Below are 13885 nucleotides of genomic sequence, written 5' to 3' on the forward strand. Positions count from 1 at the left end.
TGGCTTTAGGCGACCGCCTCGAGCTGCGCGAAGCGCAGCACGTGATAGGCGGGATCGCCGAACTGGATGTTGATGGAGGAAATCCGCTTGAAGTAGTGGCCGACATTGAGCTCGTCGGTCATGCCCATGCCGCCGTGCAGTTGCACGGCCTGGTCCGCCACGAACTTGGCGGCATAGCCAATCTTGGACTTGGCGCCCGAGGCGAGCCGGGAAATGCCGGCCTCATTCTCGTTGAGGCTGAGGCTGAGATGCTGCATCAGCGACAGCGTCTCCTGATGCGCGATGAACATGTCGACCATCCGGTGCTGCAGCACCTGGAAGCTGCCGATCGTGACGCCGAACTGCTTGCGCGTCTTGGAGTAGTCCAGGGTCGCCGCGTTCAGCTCGCCGATCGCGCCGACCGTCTCGGCGCAGAGTGCGCCGATGGCCTGGTTGCGGCAGGTCTCAAGTGCCGTGACACCGCCGCCTTCGTTGCCGAGCAACTCTCCGCGCACGCCGCGCAGGCTGATCTCGGCCGCGCGGCGGCCGTCAATCGTCTTGAAGCTCTGCAGATCGAGATTGGCGGCGCGGCGATCGACCACGAACAGGCTGACGCCGTCGCGATCGTGACGATGGCCCGAGGTGCGGGCGGAGACGATCAGATAATCCGCCCAGGGCGCGGCCATCACCGCCGTCTTCTCGCCGGTGATGACATAGTCGCTGCCCTCCCGGCGCGCCGTCGTGGTGACGGTGGCGAGATCGAAGCGCGAACCCTTCTCAGTCCAGGCCAGCGCCCAGAGCTTTGACCCTGCGATGATGTCGGCGATGTAGGCCTGCTGCTGCGCATCGGAGCCCACTTGCTCGATCAGGCCGCCGGCCACCACGACCGTCTCGACGAACGGCTCGACCACGAGATGGCGGCCGAACTCCTGCATGATGATCATGGTCGACAGCGGCCCGCCGCCGAGCCCGCCGGCGGCTTCCGAGAACGGCGCCGCGAGCAGGCCGAGCTCGGCGAATTCTGCCCATTGCTTGCGGCCCAAACCTTCCTCGCTCGCGACGATCTTGCGGCGGGCGTCGAAATCATACTGGTCGCGCAGCAGCCGCTGGACGCTGGACCGCAACAACTCCTGCTCTTCCGTGAACTGGATATCCATCCGATCCTCTCGTGCCACTGTTGCTAAAGCGCGATGAGATGCGCATTAGCTGCTTGCTTGAGCATGATCTCCGCTTTTCCGGATCAGAGACCGAGCACCGCCTTGGCGATGATATTGCGCTGGATCTCGTTGGAGCCGCCGTAGATCGAGAGCTTGCGCGAGTTAAGATATTTCTCCGACGCCGTGTGGCCATAGTCCGGACCCGGCATGAAGTGATTGGCGCTGATTGGATGCTCGCGGATCGCAAGCCCGTAATTGCCGATCGCGCGGTGCGTCAGCTCGGTGATGTCCTGGAAGATCTCGGTGCCGCGGATCTTGAACAGCGATGCCGCCGGTCCCGGATCGATGCCGCGGGCCATCTGGGCGACAACGCGCAACTCGGTTGCCTCCAGCGCCAGCACGTCGAGCTCGACGCGGGCGATGTCCCTGATGAATTCGAGATGCGCCGGATCGTCTTCCGGGATCTCGGCCTTCACGATCTTCTTCAGCCGCTCGATATAGCGCGTCGAGCGGCCGATGCCGGCCATGCTGGTGCGCTCATTGCCGAGCAGGAACTTGGCGTAGGTCCAGCCCTTGTTTTCCTCGCCGATCAGGTTCTCGGCGGGGACGCGGACGTTTTCCAGGAAGACGTCGTTGACCTCGTGCGAGCCGTCGATGGTGATGATCGGGCGCACCGTCACGCCCGGCGACTTCATGTCGATCAAGAGGAATGAAATGCCGGACTGCGGCTTTGCCGTGGGATCGGTACGAACTAGGCAGAAGATCCAGTCGGCATGCTGCGCCAGCGTGGTCCAGGTCTTGTGCCCATTGACGATGTAGTGGTCGCCGTCTCGCACCGCCTTGGTGCGAACGGTGGCGAGGTCGGAGCCGGAGCCCGGCTCCGAATAGCCCTGGCACCACCAGTCCTCGCCGGAGAGAATGCGCGGCAAGAATTTTGCCTTCTGCGCCGCGTTGCCGAAGGTGTAGATGACCGGGCCGACCATGGTGACGCTGAACGCCAGCGGCGGCATCGTACCGGCGCGCGTCGTCTCCTGCTCGAAGATGAAGCGGCGGGTGATCGACCAGCCGGGACCGCCATATTCCTTGGGCCAGAGCGGCGCGATCCAGCCCTTCTCGTGCAGGATGCGATGCCACAGCAGCATCTGCTCCTTGGAGAGGTCGGTCTCCGGATTGGCGACGCGCATCTCCGCCGGATAATTGTCCTTGATGAAGGCGCGGACCTCGTCGCGAAACACCGCATCTTCAGGGGATAGCGCGAGCTCCATCGTACAGGCTCCCTACCACTTCTCGCCGAACGGCCGGATTTCCAGCTCAAACGTCCAGGCGCTCTTCGGCTGCTGGTAGAGCTGCCAGTAGGACGTGGCGACCGAGGCCGGCGGCATCAGCAGATCGGGATCGTCGAGCGCGTTCGGGCCGAGCGCCTCGATGCGGCGCTGCCGGACCCATTCGGTGTCGACGCCGGAATCGATGATCAGATGCGCGACATGGATGTTCTTCGGTCCGAGCTCTCGCGCCATCGCCTGCGCCACCGCGCGCAGGCCGAACTTGGCGCTGGCGAAGGCGGCATAACCGCTGCCGCCGCGCAACGACGCCGTCGCGCCGGTGAAGAAGATGTTGCCCTCGCCACGCGCCGTCATCAGCCGCGCCGCCTCGCGTCCCGCCAGGAAGCCGGAATAGCAGGCCATCTCCCAGACCTTGCGGAACACCCGCTCGGTGGTCTCCAGGATCGGGAAATTGACGTTGGCGCCGATGTTGAAGATGCAGACCTCGAGCGGCGCATGCTTGTCGGCGTCGTTGAGGAAGGAGATGATCTCCTCCTCCTTGCGCGCATCGAGCGAGCGGGCATGGATCTCGCCGCCGGCGGCCTCGATCTCCTTGACCAGCGGCGCCAGCTTGTCGCCGTTACGGCGGCCGGCGAAGACCGTAAAGCCTTCGGAAGCGAACTTCTTGGCGATCTCGCCGCCGATGAAATCACCGGCACCAATGACGGCAACCGTCTTGTTTCTCTTCTGCATGGTGGTCTCCGGTCTCTTGTTCGAGTGAACTGTTCTGCGGCGACGCGTCAGCGTCAGGCTTGTGAGCTAGGCTTGGCTGCGCAACGATTCCGCAAGCTTGTGCTTCAGGAGCTTGCCCGTCGACGTGGCGGGCAGAGCATCCATCAGGATAATCTCCGACGGACGCTTGTACGAGGTCAGTTGCGGGGCAACATGCGCCATCAGGTCCGCCACGGTGACGGTCGAGCCCTTGATCAGCTGCACGAAGGCGATGACCTCCTCATTGCCCTCGACCGCCCGGCCGACCACGGCGCACTGCACCACGGCGTCGTGCGTGCTCAGCACCGCCTCGATCTCGGCCGGATAAACGTTGAACCCGGAGCGGATGATCATCTCCTTGGTCCGCCCGACGATATAAAGGGCGCCATCCTGGAACCGGGCGAGATCGCCGGTATTGAACCAGCCGTCGGGATCGATCGCCTTGGCGGTCAGATCGGGGGCGCGGTAATAGCCGCGCATCACATTCGGACCGCGGACGTGAAGCTCTCCGACTTCGCCGTCGGCCACGGGCTTGAGATCGCGGCCGACCAGCCTTGCTTCCAGGCCCGGCATGACGGTGCCGACCGCGTGGTCGTCTCGCGGGCTGTCGGGCCGGACACCGGAGATGCCCGGCGAGCATTCGGTGATGCCGTAGCCATTGAGCAGCGACAGCCCGAGCTCCTGCTCGACCCGGGATTTGAGTTCGAGATCGAGCGGCGCGCCGGCCACCGAGATCACGCGCAACCGGCCGCGATCGAGCTTCGGCAGGCCGGCATTGCGGCGATATTCCAGCAGACGCTGATAAGTCGCGGGCACGCCGTTCAGGATCGTGATGCCCTCCTCGGCCATCGCCTTGACCAGCGCGGCCGGATCGTACTTGGCGACCAGGCGCACGGTGGCGCCGACCATCAAGGTCATCGTCAGCAGCGAGATGCCGACGATATGCGAGATCGGCAGCACGCAATACTGCACGTCGTCGGCCGCCATCTTGCGGAAGGCCGCGGTGCCCCGCGCGCTGAACAGCAGATTGCGATGGGTCAGCATCACGCCCTTTGGTGCGCCCGTGGTGCCGGAAGTATAGATCAGGACCGCGACCTGGTTTGCGCCATCGGCCTCGACCGGCTCGGCAACCGTTGCCAGATTCAGGCCCGTGACCGCGACGCCGCGGAGCGGACCGACATCCTGCACGGAAGCCTCATAGCGCGCGGCGTGCGTGGCCGCCTCTTGCGAGACGTCAGCAGTCAGCAGCACCCGGCGGGCGCCGCTGTGATCCCTGATCTGATCGAGCTCTCGCGGTGATAGCCGCGGATTGACCACGATCGACCAGACATCGAGCCGGCTCGCCGCCAGCAGCAGGCAGGCCAGCGGAATCGAATTCTCGCTCACGATCATCAGGCGGTCGCCGGCGCGGATGCCGAGTGCCTGCAAGGCTTCGGCGACGCGGCCGACCGTTCGATCGAGCTCGCGATAGCTCAGCCGCATCTTGTCGTCGACCAGCGCCAGATGATCCGGCGTCGCCGCGACGTGGTGATCGATCACCTCGTGGATGCGGTTCGGCAAGCCTTCCACACTTCCTTCAGCCACCTGCGTCGACGCCTGCACTGAAACCTCCCTGTCGCAGCCCTTCGGGCTTGATTTGTTGGCTTGAGGAATTTGCCGCTCAGGCGGTCTTGCGCTGCGGCGCAGCCAGCTGCGCGACGATCTCCTCCTCGACTTCGCGCAAGCGGTCCTTGCCGAAGAATATCTCGTCGCCGACAAAGAAGGTCGGCGAGCCGAACGAGCCGCGCGCCACGGCGTTGCTGGTGTTCTCGATCAGCTTTTTCTTCACCTCGTCCTGCTGGGCGCGGGCGATGATGCGGTCGATATCGACGCCGGAGGACAGGAACGCGTCGCGGAATACCTGCGGATCGTCCATCTTCTTGGGCTCGGACCACATGTGGTGATAGGCCGCGCGGAAATAGGGCTCGAACAGCCCCTCGAAATCGGCCGCAACGACGCCGCGCATCAGCATCAGCGTGTTGACCGGGAAGAACGGGTTCGACCTGAACGTCGTGATGTTATGGCGCCGCAGGAAGCGTTCGGTCTCGAGCGCGTTGTATTCCGGCTTGTTCTTGATGCCGCGCAGCGACTCGCCGGGCGACATGTTGCCGGTCGCCTTGTAGACGCCGCCGAGCAGCACCGGGACATAGTCGAACTTCACGCCGGTACGCTTCTCGATCGCCGGCAGCGCCAGTTCCGCGAGATAGGCGTTCGGACTTCCAAAATCGAAGTGGAATTCGACCTTGAGCGGAGCAGCCATGGAACGCCTTTCCCTTCGATTGTCGGCGGCCGTTTGCTCGGCCGGGTTGATCGTGGTCCGGACCATAAGTTCTATTTTAGAACTGTCAATATGATATTTGTCATCCTATAGCCGAACCATAGGCAGGTTCGAGGCATCCTATTGAAATGACGTTAGTTCTGTTTTAGAATTTTACTTCTGTTGCCGTCGCAGATCGCTGGAGACGCTGATGAAATGGGATACCCTCGAGGAGGAGCCGTGCTCGCTGGCCCGCACGGTCGCGGTGATCGGCGACCGCTGGAGCCTGTTGATCCTGCGCGAATGCTTCCTGCGCATCCGCAGGTTCGATGACTTTCAGGCGTCGCTCGGGATCACCCGCCATCTGCTCGCCGACCGGCTGAAGAAGCTGGTGCGCTTCGGCGTGCTGCGCAAGATTCCCTATCAGGAGGCGCCGAAGCGCTACGAATATATCCTGACCCAGAAGGGCCTCGACCTCTATCCGATCATCATGTCGATCGTGCACTGGGGCAACATCCACATGGTCGACGCGCGCGGCCGGCCGATGCTGCACGAACACAAGACCTGCAAGAAGATGTTCGACCCCGTCATGGTCTGTTCGGAATGCGGCGAGCCGCTGAGCGCGAAGGACGTCCACGTCCACCCGGGCCCCGGCGCGCGAAAGTCCTCACCCGTGCACGCAAGGGCGCAGGAGCGGGCCAGACGGGTCGCTGAATCGACCTAGCCTTTGCAGAACCGGCGCTATGCACGGCTGATGCACGCCGCTCATTTCATCTTATCGCGACGGCACAGCCATCAATGCGACGTCGCCGCCAAGCAGGCAGCCGACCGGCCGGCCGCCGGCGAAGCCGATGCGGACACGGATCTCCGACAGGCGCCCCATCGCCCTGCCCTGCAGGATTCGAATCTCGTCGTCATCAGGTGTGATCAGGCCGTAATCGAGCAAGCCGAACGCCAGCGCCGCAGCCGCGATGCCGGTTGCGGCGTCCTCGCGATAACCGGATGAGCGCGGGAATTGCCGTGCCTCGAACAGGCGCGCCGCGCGGTCGACCACTGCGAATGGATAGAGCCCGGTCGATCCGATCCTCCCGCAGACCGCCTCGACGTCCCCGACCTCGGGATCGAGCGCGTTCAGCGCATCGGGAGAGCGCATCGGGATCAGTGTCTTGATCCGCGATGTCACGGCATTGCAGGGCGTTCCGTCACCGATCGCATCCGGCCCGACCGCGAGCGCCCGGAGCACGTCGTCGCATTGCTCGGCGCTGAGCGGAACGGCCTTTCCGGCCGGCTGGGTGATCTCGACACGGGGCTCGCCGTTACGATCCCGGCTGATGAAGCCGGCGACGGGACCGCTCCGCGTCGATATCCGGATCGTATCGCCCGGCAGTCGTCCCTGGCGTGCAAGCAACCAGAGCGCACCGATGGTGGCATGGCCGCACATTTCCATTTCGTGGTTCGGAACGAAGAAGCGGAACGTCGCGTCGAAATCATCGCTCTCCGCCGGCAACACGAAGCCGGATTCATGACCATGGCGGCGGGCAACATCCTGCATGTCGGATGCGCTCAGGCCCCTGGCATCGACCACGATCGGACAGGGATTGCCTCCCTCACCATCCACCGTGAACACGCTGACCAGCTCGACTGTCGTCATGATGCCATCCCCAAGCTGCTACTTGACCAGCGCCGTGCCGGTCTCCGGATGCTGCAACCAGCCGAGCAGCGCCTCGTGGAAGCGCGCCGGCGCCTGGATCTGCGGCGAATGGCCGAGATCGGGGAATTCGATCAGCTGCGCATGCGGAATCCGCTTCGCGGCTTCCTTGCCCAGCACCGGATAATTGCCGAGCGTCTTGCGGATCTCGGGCGGCGCGGTGTCCTTGCCGATCGCGGTGGTGTCCTTGTCGCCGACAAACAGCAGGGTCGGCGGCTTGATCTGCTCGAATTCGTAGAACACCGGCTGGGTCGCGATCATGTCGTAGAGCCGCGCCGAGCTCGACGCCACGGCGGCGCGGCCCGGGCCGCGATACATACCGGCCAGCATCTGCACCCACGTCTCGTAGGACGGATCCCAGGTGTCGGCGTAATAGGTGGCGCGCTCATAGGCGCGGATGCCGTCGGCGGTGACGCGCGTCTCACGCTGCATCCAGCCGTCGAGGCTGAGCCACGGCACGCCCTTGGCCTTCCAGTCCTCAAGCCCGATCGGATCGACCAGCACCAAGCGGTCGGTGGCGTCCGGGTACATCAGCGCGTAGCGCATCGCCAGCATGCCGCCGGTGGAGTGGCCGACCATGATCGAGTGTTCGATCCCAAGCGAAGCCAGCAGCGCACGGCTGTTGCCGGCCAGCTGCTGGAAGGTGAACTGGTAGCGTTCCGGCTTGGAGGATTTGCAGAAGCCGATCTGATCCAGCGCGATCACGCGATAGCCGGCGCCGCTGAGCGCCTTGATGGTGCCGTCCCAGGTGGCGGCACAGAAATTCTTGCCGTGCAGCAGCACCGCAGTCTGCCCGTTCGGCGTCGCCGGCTTGACGTCGAGATAGGCCATGTCGAGCTCCTGCCCCTGCGAGCTGAAGCGATAATGCTCGACCGGATAGGGATAGTCGAAGCCCTGCAACTCCGGCCCATAGGCCGGCTCGGCGGCCGATTGCGCTGACGCGCTGGACGCGCCGAGCACAACGGTCGCAGCGACGGCAAGGTGAAACAGGGCTCTCAGGTGCATCTCTCAAGGTCCGCTAATCAGGGGCGATCCGTGATGCCGTAGCCGAACGCATGGGCGCCAGCCAGCGCTACAGCGATGATTTGTTCGTGATCGGCTCTGAGGCGCTTCGATTCTTTGTTTTGAGCATGATCTTCTCGGAAAACCGCTTCGCACTTTTCCGGATCATGCTCTACGCCGGATCGAACGCCCGGATCGGGGGCAGATTGCCGTTGAAACGCTCGACTTCGACGGTCGTGAGCTGCCCGGTGCAGCCCTGCGCGAAAGATGACGTGCCGATGTCACGCGTCAGCACGTTCGGATTGCCGTGAACGCAGAGCGGCGCTTCCTCCTCGGGGTCCATCGGGTCGTACCAGGCGCCGGTCGGCAGCTGCACCACGCCGGGCGCAATGCCGTCGGTGACATGCACCGCGGCAAGGCAGGCGCCGCGCGCGTTGAAAATGCGGATGATGTCGCCGTCGGCAATGCCGCGCGTCTTCGCGTCGCGCGGGTTCATGCGCGCGACCTCGCGGCCGCGATGCTTGGCCTCCAGCGAGTGACCACCGAAGTCGAGCTGGCTGTGCAGACGCGTCACCGGCTGGTTGGCGACAAGGAAGCACGGCGAGCCTGGCTTCGGCGTATCGGTCTTCTCGAGCCAGACCGGATGGCCCGGACAATCTGCATCGCCGTGGTCGGCGATCTTCTGCGAGAAGATCTCGATGCGGCCGCTTCGCGTCGGCAGCGGCCGCGCGACCGGGTCCTCGCGGAAACGGCGCAGCGTGCCGCCATCGTCGAGATGTTGCGGCACGACCAGGCTGCCGCGCTGCCAGAATTCCTCGAAGCTCGGCGCCTCGAGCCCGCGCCCGGCGAGCACCTTGCGGGTCGGCTCGTAGAGATAGGCCAGCCATTGCCGCGACGTACGCCCCTCGGTGAAGGGCTCGCGGGCCCCTAACCGCTCGGCGAGATCGGCAAAGATGTCGTAGTCGTCGCGCGCGAGGCCGAACGGCTCGGCGATCCGGTGCATGGCAACCATCAAGGGATCGTTGGTGGAATAGCCGATGTCCTCGCGCTCGAGCGTCATCGTCGAGGGCAGCACGATGTCGGCGTGACGCGCCGTCCCGGTCCAGGCGAGCTCGTGCACCACCAGCGTGTCGAGCCGTGCAAAAGCCTTGCGCAGGCGGTTGAGGTCCTGGTGATGGTGGAACGGATTGCCGCCCGCCCAGTAGACGAGGCGGATATCCGGATAGGTTCGCGTCTCGCCATTGTAGCGATAGGTGGTGCCGGGATTGAGCAGCATGTCGGCGATGCGCGCCACCGGAATGAAGTCGGCGATGCCGTTGCGGCCCTGCCCGAGCGTCGGTCCGGGCACCGCGTTGACGCGACGGCCGTAATAGCCGATCGCGCCGAGCGAATAGGCATAGCCGCCGCCGGGCAGCCCGATCTGGCCGAGGGCCGCCGCCAGCACCATGCCCATCCACACCGGCTGCTCGCCATGCTCGGCGCGCTGCAGCGAGTGCGACACGGTGATCAGCGCGCGCCGGCCGGCGAGCCGCCGCGCGAGCGTCCGGATGGTGTCGGCGTCGATGCCGCAGATCGCCGCGGCCCATTCGGCGTTCTTGGCCCGGCCGTCGCTCTCGCCCGTCAGATAGCGCAGGAACACCGGCCAGCCCTCGGTGTAGCGATCGAGGAACGCCTGATCGTGCAGGCCCTCGCTGACCAGGGTGTGGACGATGCCGAGCATCAGCGCGGTGTCGGTGCCCGGCACCGCCGTCATCCATTCGGCGCCGGCCTCGACGGGGAGATCGTCGCGCAGCGGGCTGACCAGGACGAACGCGCAGCCGCGCCGGTGCGCCGCCTCCATCGCACCGCGCTCGACGTGCTTGCTGATCGAGCCGCCCGCCACCATCGAGTTCTTCAGCGCCATGCCGCCGAATGCCAGCACGATGTCGGTCTCGGAGGCGATCTGTTCCCAGGTGACGTTGCGCTTGGTGATGTCCTCGTAGCCGGTAAGAATCTGCGGCAGCAGCACCGAGGACGCGCCCGAGGAATAGGTGTTCACCGAGCGGACATAGCCGCCGAGTGCGACGTTGAGGAAACGGTGCACCTGGCTCTGCGCGTGGTGGAAGCGGCCCGCGCTCGACCAGCCATAGGAGCCGCCGAACACCGCGCCGGGGCCGATCGTGTCGCGGATCCGCGTCAGCTCGCCGCCGAGCAGATCGAGCGCCTGCTCCCAGCTGACCGAGACGAATTCATCGCGGCCGCGGCGATCGTCGGGCCCAGGCCCGCGCTCGAGCCAGCCGCGGCGGATCGCCGGTTGCGCAATGCGCGCCTGGTGGCGCAACGCGCCGGGGAAATTGTTGATGATGCGGTTCGGATCGGGATCGCCGCCATAGGGCCTGACTTCGAGCCCCGCCTTGCCGAACCGCGCCGAAAACACGCCCCAGTGCGAGGTGTGCGGCTTGAAACCATCGGACAAATCGAGGCCTGGATCGGGGTAGCCAATGGTTTCGCTCATCGAGTGTCCTTCATCCGCAGCCGGCCCCCGGGCCGCGCCTGTGCCGCAACGTTCCGGCCAGTATAATGATCCAATCGGCGCGCGGTACCCGCTATCAGAGATGTCGCACCGCACCGTGCCGGCATGACTGCGGGTGGCGGCGGAACTCCCCGCCGGGGCCGCGCTGCCAAAATATCGAAAACAACCCCATGCAAAGGAGCCGGCGGGGCCGGCGTTCGACAAGGCAACTTGACACGTCGGGCAACTCAGGGATATTTTTCCAATATTCCGAAATCGTGTCAGCGCCCCCTCGCCTCCCAATAGCGGGCTCGCCGGCTGCGATTGCGGCCGAAAATCCTCCCCCACAATTGAAATTGCACCGGCTGCCGCAGCGAGCGATCGCCTGCGCGCTTGCCGCGCGCGTGCCAGGGACTATCGACATGACGACTGCACCTGAAATCACCGGGCCGACGATGGTCGCCGTAGCCGACCAGACCCACGCTGCCGCAACGCCGCGGATAAAACTCTCGCCGCGTGGATTCTCCATCGACCACCCTGACCCGAAGCTCGGCGAACAGCTCATGGCGAACGCACTGGGGGTCGCCGATCGCGACGCGATGGAGGGCATCCTGCGGCAATTGGTCAAGGCCAGCGTGAACGGCGGCAAGGCCTGCGAGGTCAACCTCGCTTTCATGATCTCGATGGTGAAGAGCATTCGCCCACGGGATTCCGTCGAGGCCATGCTGGTGGCGCAGATGGTTTCGGTTCACGTGATGGCGATGCGATGCGCGCAACACCTCGCGCATGCTGACGACCTCGCCCAGCACGACAGCGCCGCGCGCGCGTTGGGCAGGCTCGCCCGCACGTTTCCCGCCCAGATCGAGGCGCTGAACCGCTACCGGAGCCATGGCGAGCCCGCCATCACCGTGCAGAACGTGAAGGTGGAGGACGGCGGCAACGCCATCGTCGGCAACGTCACCCAGCACGCCAGCGTGATCGTATCAGACAAGACCCCGGCATCCGCGGCGCGGGCACTGAGGCCCGCGGGCGCCAGGCGACGGCATGATTCCGCCGATGCCAGGCAGGACGCACAGGCATGAGCGATCACATCAGAACCACCGGCCCGATGCTGGCGAGCCCGCGCTGTGGCGCCAAAACCCGCACCAGTGGTGCGTGCCGCGCGCCGGCGGTGCACGGCAAGACGCGCTGCCGCATGCACGGCGGCGCACCGGGATCCGGCGCACCAAGGGCAAACCGGAACGCGCGCAAGCACGGCCGGTTCAGCAGAGATGCTATCGCCGAGCGAAGGCAGATTCGGGCGTTGTTGGGTGAGGCGCGGAGGCTGTTGGAGGGATGAAGTGATTAGTTGCGGTTACGGTGCACTCTCAAAAACTGTCAGCATAAGGGAAACGAAGCCGTCCGGAGGTGAAGCCGGATGGCGATACTACAATTTGCCTCGATCCATTCCGGAATTGCTCAACGTCGTGGCCCGATATTCCTTGGAACTGGACTTGGAGCACGCGCGGATGCGGCCATTCACCCTTCCGGCCGAATTGGACGTCCCCCATGACCGTGTCGAAGGTCGCACTCCGTGCGTAGGCCGAGAGCCTGATATCGTCGAAACCACCGGCCGCTTCGACAGCCTGCGCTACTACCTGCATCTGGGCGTAAGCGAGCGGCGCCATGTAATGGCCCAAGGGATCGACACCCGCGCCGCCAGCTCGCGCCTGGTAGGTATTCAGGAATCGCTGAACCCCGGGGAACATCATCTTGGGAACCGGTTGCCCGTATTCGTAGTTCACGAAACCGTTGAGCAACGGGCCGAGCGTGGTCTTCACCACTGTGTTCTGTGGGCCGATCATGCCAGCGCCGACCATCTTTGGGCGAAACGCGTGCGCGTGGATGGCGCGCACGAGGCCGATCGAGTCATCGAGGTATGAACAGAGAAACAGAAGGTCGCAGTCGCTCTTGGCAACGGCGTCGATGACGGGCGTGAAATTCTCCGTCGTCAGCGGGTAAGTCGCTTCATGGACGACACGGAAGCCGTGCTTGGCCGCATTGGCTTTTGCGCCAAGGATGGGGTTGCGGGAGAATTCCGCATCAGCCGAGACCAACGCTACGGTCAATGGTCGAGGCATCTGCGCCGCGCCAAGCTCGAAAAATCCCTCGGTCAACGCGGCGTTCGGATCCGGCCCGGTTGGGATCATCGCGAAGTAGTTGGGATAGGCGAGCGCGTTGTTAACGCCGAGGCCCATCAGACCAACGAAGAACCGCTGCCGCTCCATGATGAGCGGCATTGCTGGCAATATCGTGTTGGTGCCGTAACCGCCGATGACGAGATCGACCTTGTCCTCGTCCATCAACTGCTTGTAGAGGCCGGGAACGAGCGACGCATCGGCGTAGTCGTCGTAGCAGATGAGTTCGACGGGTCTACGAAGCAATCCGCCCCGGCGGTTGATATCCTCCCGCCAAATCTCATGAGCAAGCTGCGCCGACCGGCTGTTGCCCGCAACTGGGCCGGTCAGCGACAAGCAATAGCCGATACGGATCGGGGTGGACACGTTTGGACCCTTACTTCACGTGGGTTTCGAGAAGCTGGAGTTCCCAAGCCAGCGCAACAGCGCTGCCGCCACCATGTTCAAGAACGACGCCTGCGACGCCAGCAGCGGTTTTCTCACGCGCCCAATCGCGCTGCCATTCGCCGAGCACGGCAAGCCAGGTGATCGGCACGGCACCCGCTTGAACCATGCGGCGCACGGCCATGTCATGGGCTTCCAGCGAGACGCCGCCCGAAGCGTCGGTGACGATGAACACGTCATACCCCTCGCCGAGCGCCTGTATCGCAGGCATGGCCAAGCAAATCTCAGTGTAAAGCGCGGCAAGAACGAGTTGCTTTCGCCCACTCTTCTTCACGATGTTGGTAACGTTCGGGTCTTCCCAAGTATTGATGAAGGTGCGGTTGATCGGCTTCTGCTCGGGGAAGACATCCTGAAGCCCCTTGATGACATAGCCGCCGCGCTCCTCGATCACCGTGGTGAGGATCGTCGGCACGTTGAAGACTTTGGCGGTCTTCGCGAGGCCGATGACGTTGTTTATGATCATCGTCGGCTCGTGACTATTCAGGTTCGTGAACTGGTAGGGCTGATGGTCGATCAGCACGAGAATGCTGTCTTCGGGACGAAGCAAGGCGTCGAGGCCGGTTTTGGCAGGCATAGGAACTCCTTTAACAGATGCGCA

Annotated in this window: 13 protein-coding genes; 3 read left to right on the plus strand and 10 right to left on the minus strand. The window is 64.5% G+C overall.

Annotated elements, in window-relative coordinates:
- Positions 1–5: 5 nt before the first annotated feature.
- The 5 genes from K359_RS0116895 to K359_RS0116915 all read right to left on the minus strand — a co-directional run bounded on the left by K359_RS0116895 (position 6) and on the right by K359_RS0116915 (position 5468).
- Complete coding sequence (locus K359_RS0116895) at positions 6–1136, minus strand: acyl-CoA dehydrogenase family protein (RefSeq protein WP_029080405.1); 1131 nt, start codon at positions 1134–1136, stop codon at positions 6–8.
- Between the two features lie 83 nt (positions 1137–1219).
- A complete protein-coding gene (locus K359_RS0116900) occupies positions 1220–2401 on the minus strand; it encodes an acyl-CoA dehydrogenase family protein (RefSeq protein WP_029080406.1) in 1182 nt (393 codons plus the stop codon).
- A 12-nt stretch (positions 2402–2413) separates the two neighbouring features.
- Positions 2414–3151, minus strand: a complete 738-nt coding sequence (locus tag K359_RS0116905) for an SDR family oxidoreductase (RefSeq protein WP_029080407.1) — start codon at positions 3149–3151, stop codon at positions 2414–2416.
- A 66-nt stretch (positions 3152–3217) separates the two neighbouring features.
- Positions 3218–4771 carry a class I adenylate-forming enzyme family protein gene (locus K359_RS0116910; protein WP_245284633.1) on the minus strand — a complete coding sequence of 518 codons (1554 nt, stop codon included), beginning with the start codon at positions 4769–4771 and terminating at the stop codon, positions 3218–3220.
- Positions 4772–4829: 58 nt separating this feature from the next.
- Positions 4830–5468, minus strand: a complete 639-nt coding sequence (locus tag K359_RS0116915; RefSeq protein ID WP_029080409.1) for a 2-hydroxychromene-2-carboxylate isomerase — start codon at positions 5466–5468, stop codon at positions 4830–4832.
- Between the two features lie 208 nt (positions 5469–5676).
- Here K359_RS0116915 and K359_RS0116920 point away from each other — a divergent pair, with 208 nt between their 5' ends.
- Positions 5677–6189, plus strand: a complete 513-nt coding sequence (locus K359_RS0116920; protein ID WP_029080410.1) for a helix-turn-helix domain-containing protein — start codon at positions 5677–5679, stop codon at positions 6187–6189.
- Positions 6190–6240: 51 nt separating this feature from the next.
- On the opposite strand, the gene K359_RS0116925 is transcribed toward K359_RS0116920, so the two are convergent.
- From K359_RS0116925 to K359_RS0116940, 3 genes are all read right to left on the minus strand, one after another.
- The gene (locus K359_RS0116925) at positions 6241–7116 is read right to left on the minus strand and encodes a PhzF family phenazine biosynthesis protein (RefSeq protein ID WP_029080411.1); all 876 of its coding nucleotides are present in this window, start codon (positions 7114–7116) and stop codon (positions 6241–6243) included.
- Positions 7117–7134: 18 nt separating this feature from the next.
- A complete protein-coding gene (locus tag K359_RS0116930; protein ID WP_029080412.1) occupies positions 7135–8178 on the minus strand; it encodes an alpha/beta fold hydrolase in 1044 nt (347 codons plus the stop codon).
- 169 nt (positions 8179–8347) lie between these two features.
- Positions 8348–10669 (minus strand): molybdopterin guanine dinucleotide-containing S/N-oxide reductase, encoded by a 2322-nt coding sequence (locus tag K359_RS0116940; RefSeq protein WP_029080413.1) that lies wholly within the window; start codon positions 10667–10669, stop codon positions 8348–8350.
- 419 nt (positions 10670–11088) lie between these two features.
- Here K359_RS0116940 and K359_RS0116945 point away from each other — a divergent pair, with 419 nt between their 5' ends.
- Positions 11089–11748 carry a hypothetical protein gene (locus tag K359_RS0116945; RefSeq protein WP_029080414.1) on the plus strand — a complete coding sequence of 220 codons (660 nt, stop codon included), beginning with the start codon at positions 11089–11091 and terminating at the stop codon, positions 11746–11748.
- 26 nt (positions 11749–11774) lie between these two features.
- Positions 11775–12005 carry an HGGxSTG domain-containing protein gene (locus tag K359_RS66055; protein ID WP_305728188.1) on the plus strand — a complete coding sequence of 77 codons (231 nt, stop codon included), beginning with the start codon at positions 11775–11777 and terminating at the stop codon, positions 12003–12005.
- 28 nt (positions 12006–12033) lie between these two features.
- On the opposite strand, the gene K359_RS0116950 is transcribed toward K359_RS66055, so the two are convergent.
- Together K359_RS0116950 and K359_RS0116955 are read right to left on the minus strand one after the other, a co-directional pair.
- Entirely contained in the window at positions 12034–13209 is a 1176-nt protein-coding gene (locus K359_RS0116950; protein ID WP_029080415.1) for an amino acid ABC transporter substrate-binding protein, read from the minus strand.
- Positions 13210–13219: 10 nt separating this feature from the next.
- A complete protein-coding gene (locus tag K359_RS0116955; RefSeq protein ID WP_029080416.1) occupies positions 13220–13861 on the minus strand; it encodes a hydrolase in 642 nt (213 codons plus the stop codon).
- Positions 13862–13885 lie beyond the last annotated feature (24 nt).

The organism is Bradyrhizobium sp. th-b2, from assembly GCF_000426785.1.
Classification (GTDB): Bacteria; Pseudomonadota; Alphaproteobacteria; order Rhizobiales; family Xanthobacteraceae; genus Bradyrhizobium; species Bradyrhizobium septentrionale.

Coding starts and splice junctions, on each gene's coding strand:
- K359_RS0116895 (WP_029080405.1), bottom strand. CDS start 1,136: ATGGATATCCAGTTCACGGAAGAGCAGGAGTTGTTGCGGTCCAGCGTC.
- K359_RS0116900 (WP_029080406.1), bottom strand. CDS start 2,401: ATGGAGCTCGCGCTATCCCCTGAAGATGCGGTGTTTCGCGACGAGGTC.
- K359_RS0116905 (WP_029080407.1), bottom strand. CDS start 3,151: ATGCAGAAGAGAAACAAGACGGTTGCCGTCATTGGTGCCGGTGATTTC.
- K359_RS0116915 (WP_029080409.1), bottom strand. CDS start 5,468: ATGGCTGCTCCGCTCAAGGTCGAATTCCACTTCGATTTTGGAAGTCCG.
- K359_RS0116920 (WP_029080410.1), top strand. CDS start 5,677: ATGAAATGGGATACCCTCGAGGAGGAGCCGTGCTCGCTGGCCCGCACG.
- K359_RS0116925 (WP_029080411.1), bottom strand. CDS start 7,116: ATGACGACAGTCGAGCTGGTCAGCGTGTTCACGGTGGATGGTGAGGGA.
- K359_RS0116930 (WP_029080412.1), bottom strand. CDS start 8,178: ATGCACCTGAGAGCCCTGTTTCACCTTGCCGTCGCTGCGACCGTTGTG.
- K359_RS0116940 (WP_029080413.1), bottom strand. CDS start 10,669: ATGAGCGAAACCATTGGCTACCCCGATCCAGGCCTCGATTTGTCCGAT.
- K359_RS0116945 (WP_029080414.1), top strand. CDS start 11,089: ATGACGACTGCACCTGAAATCACCGGGCCGACGATGGTCGCCGTAGCC.
- K359_RS66055 (WP_305728188.1), top strand. CDS start 11,775: ATGCTGGCGAGCCCGCGCTGTGGCGCCAAAACCCGCACCAGTGGTGCG.
- K359_RS0116955 (WP_029080416.1), bottom strand. CDS start 13,861: ATGCCTGCCAAAACCGGCCTCGACGCCTTGCTTCGTCCCGAAGACAGC.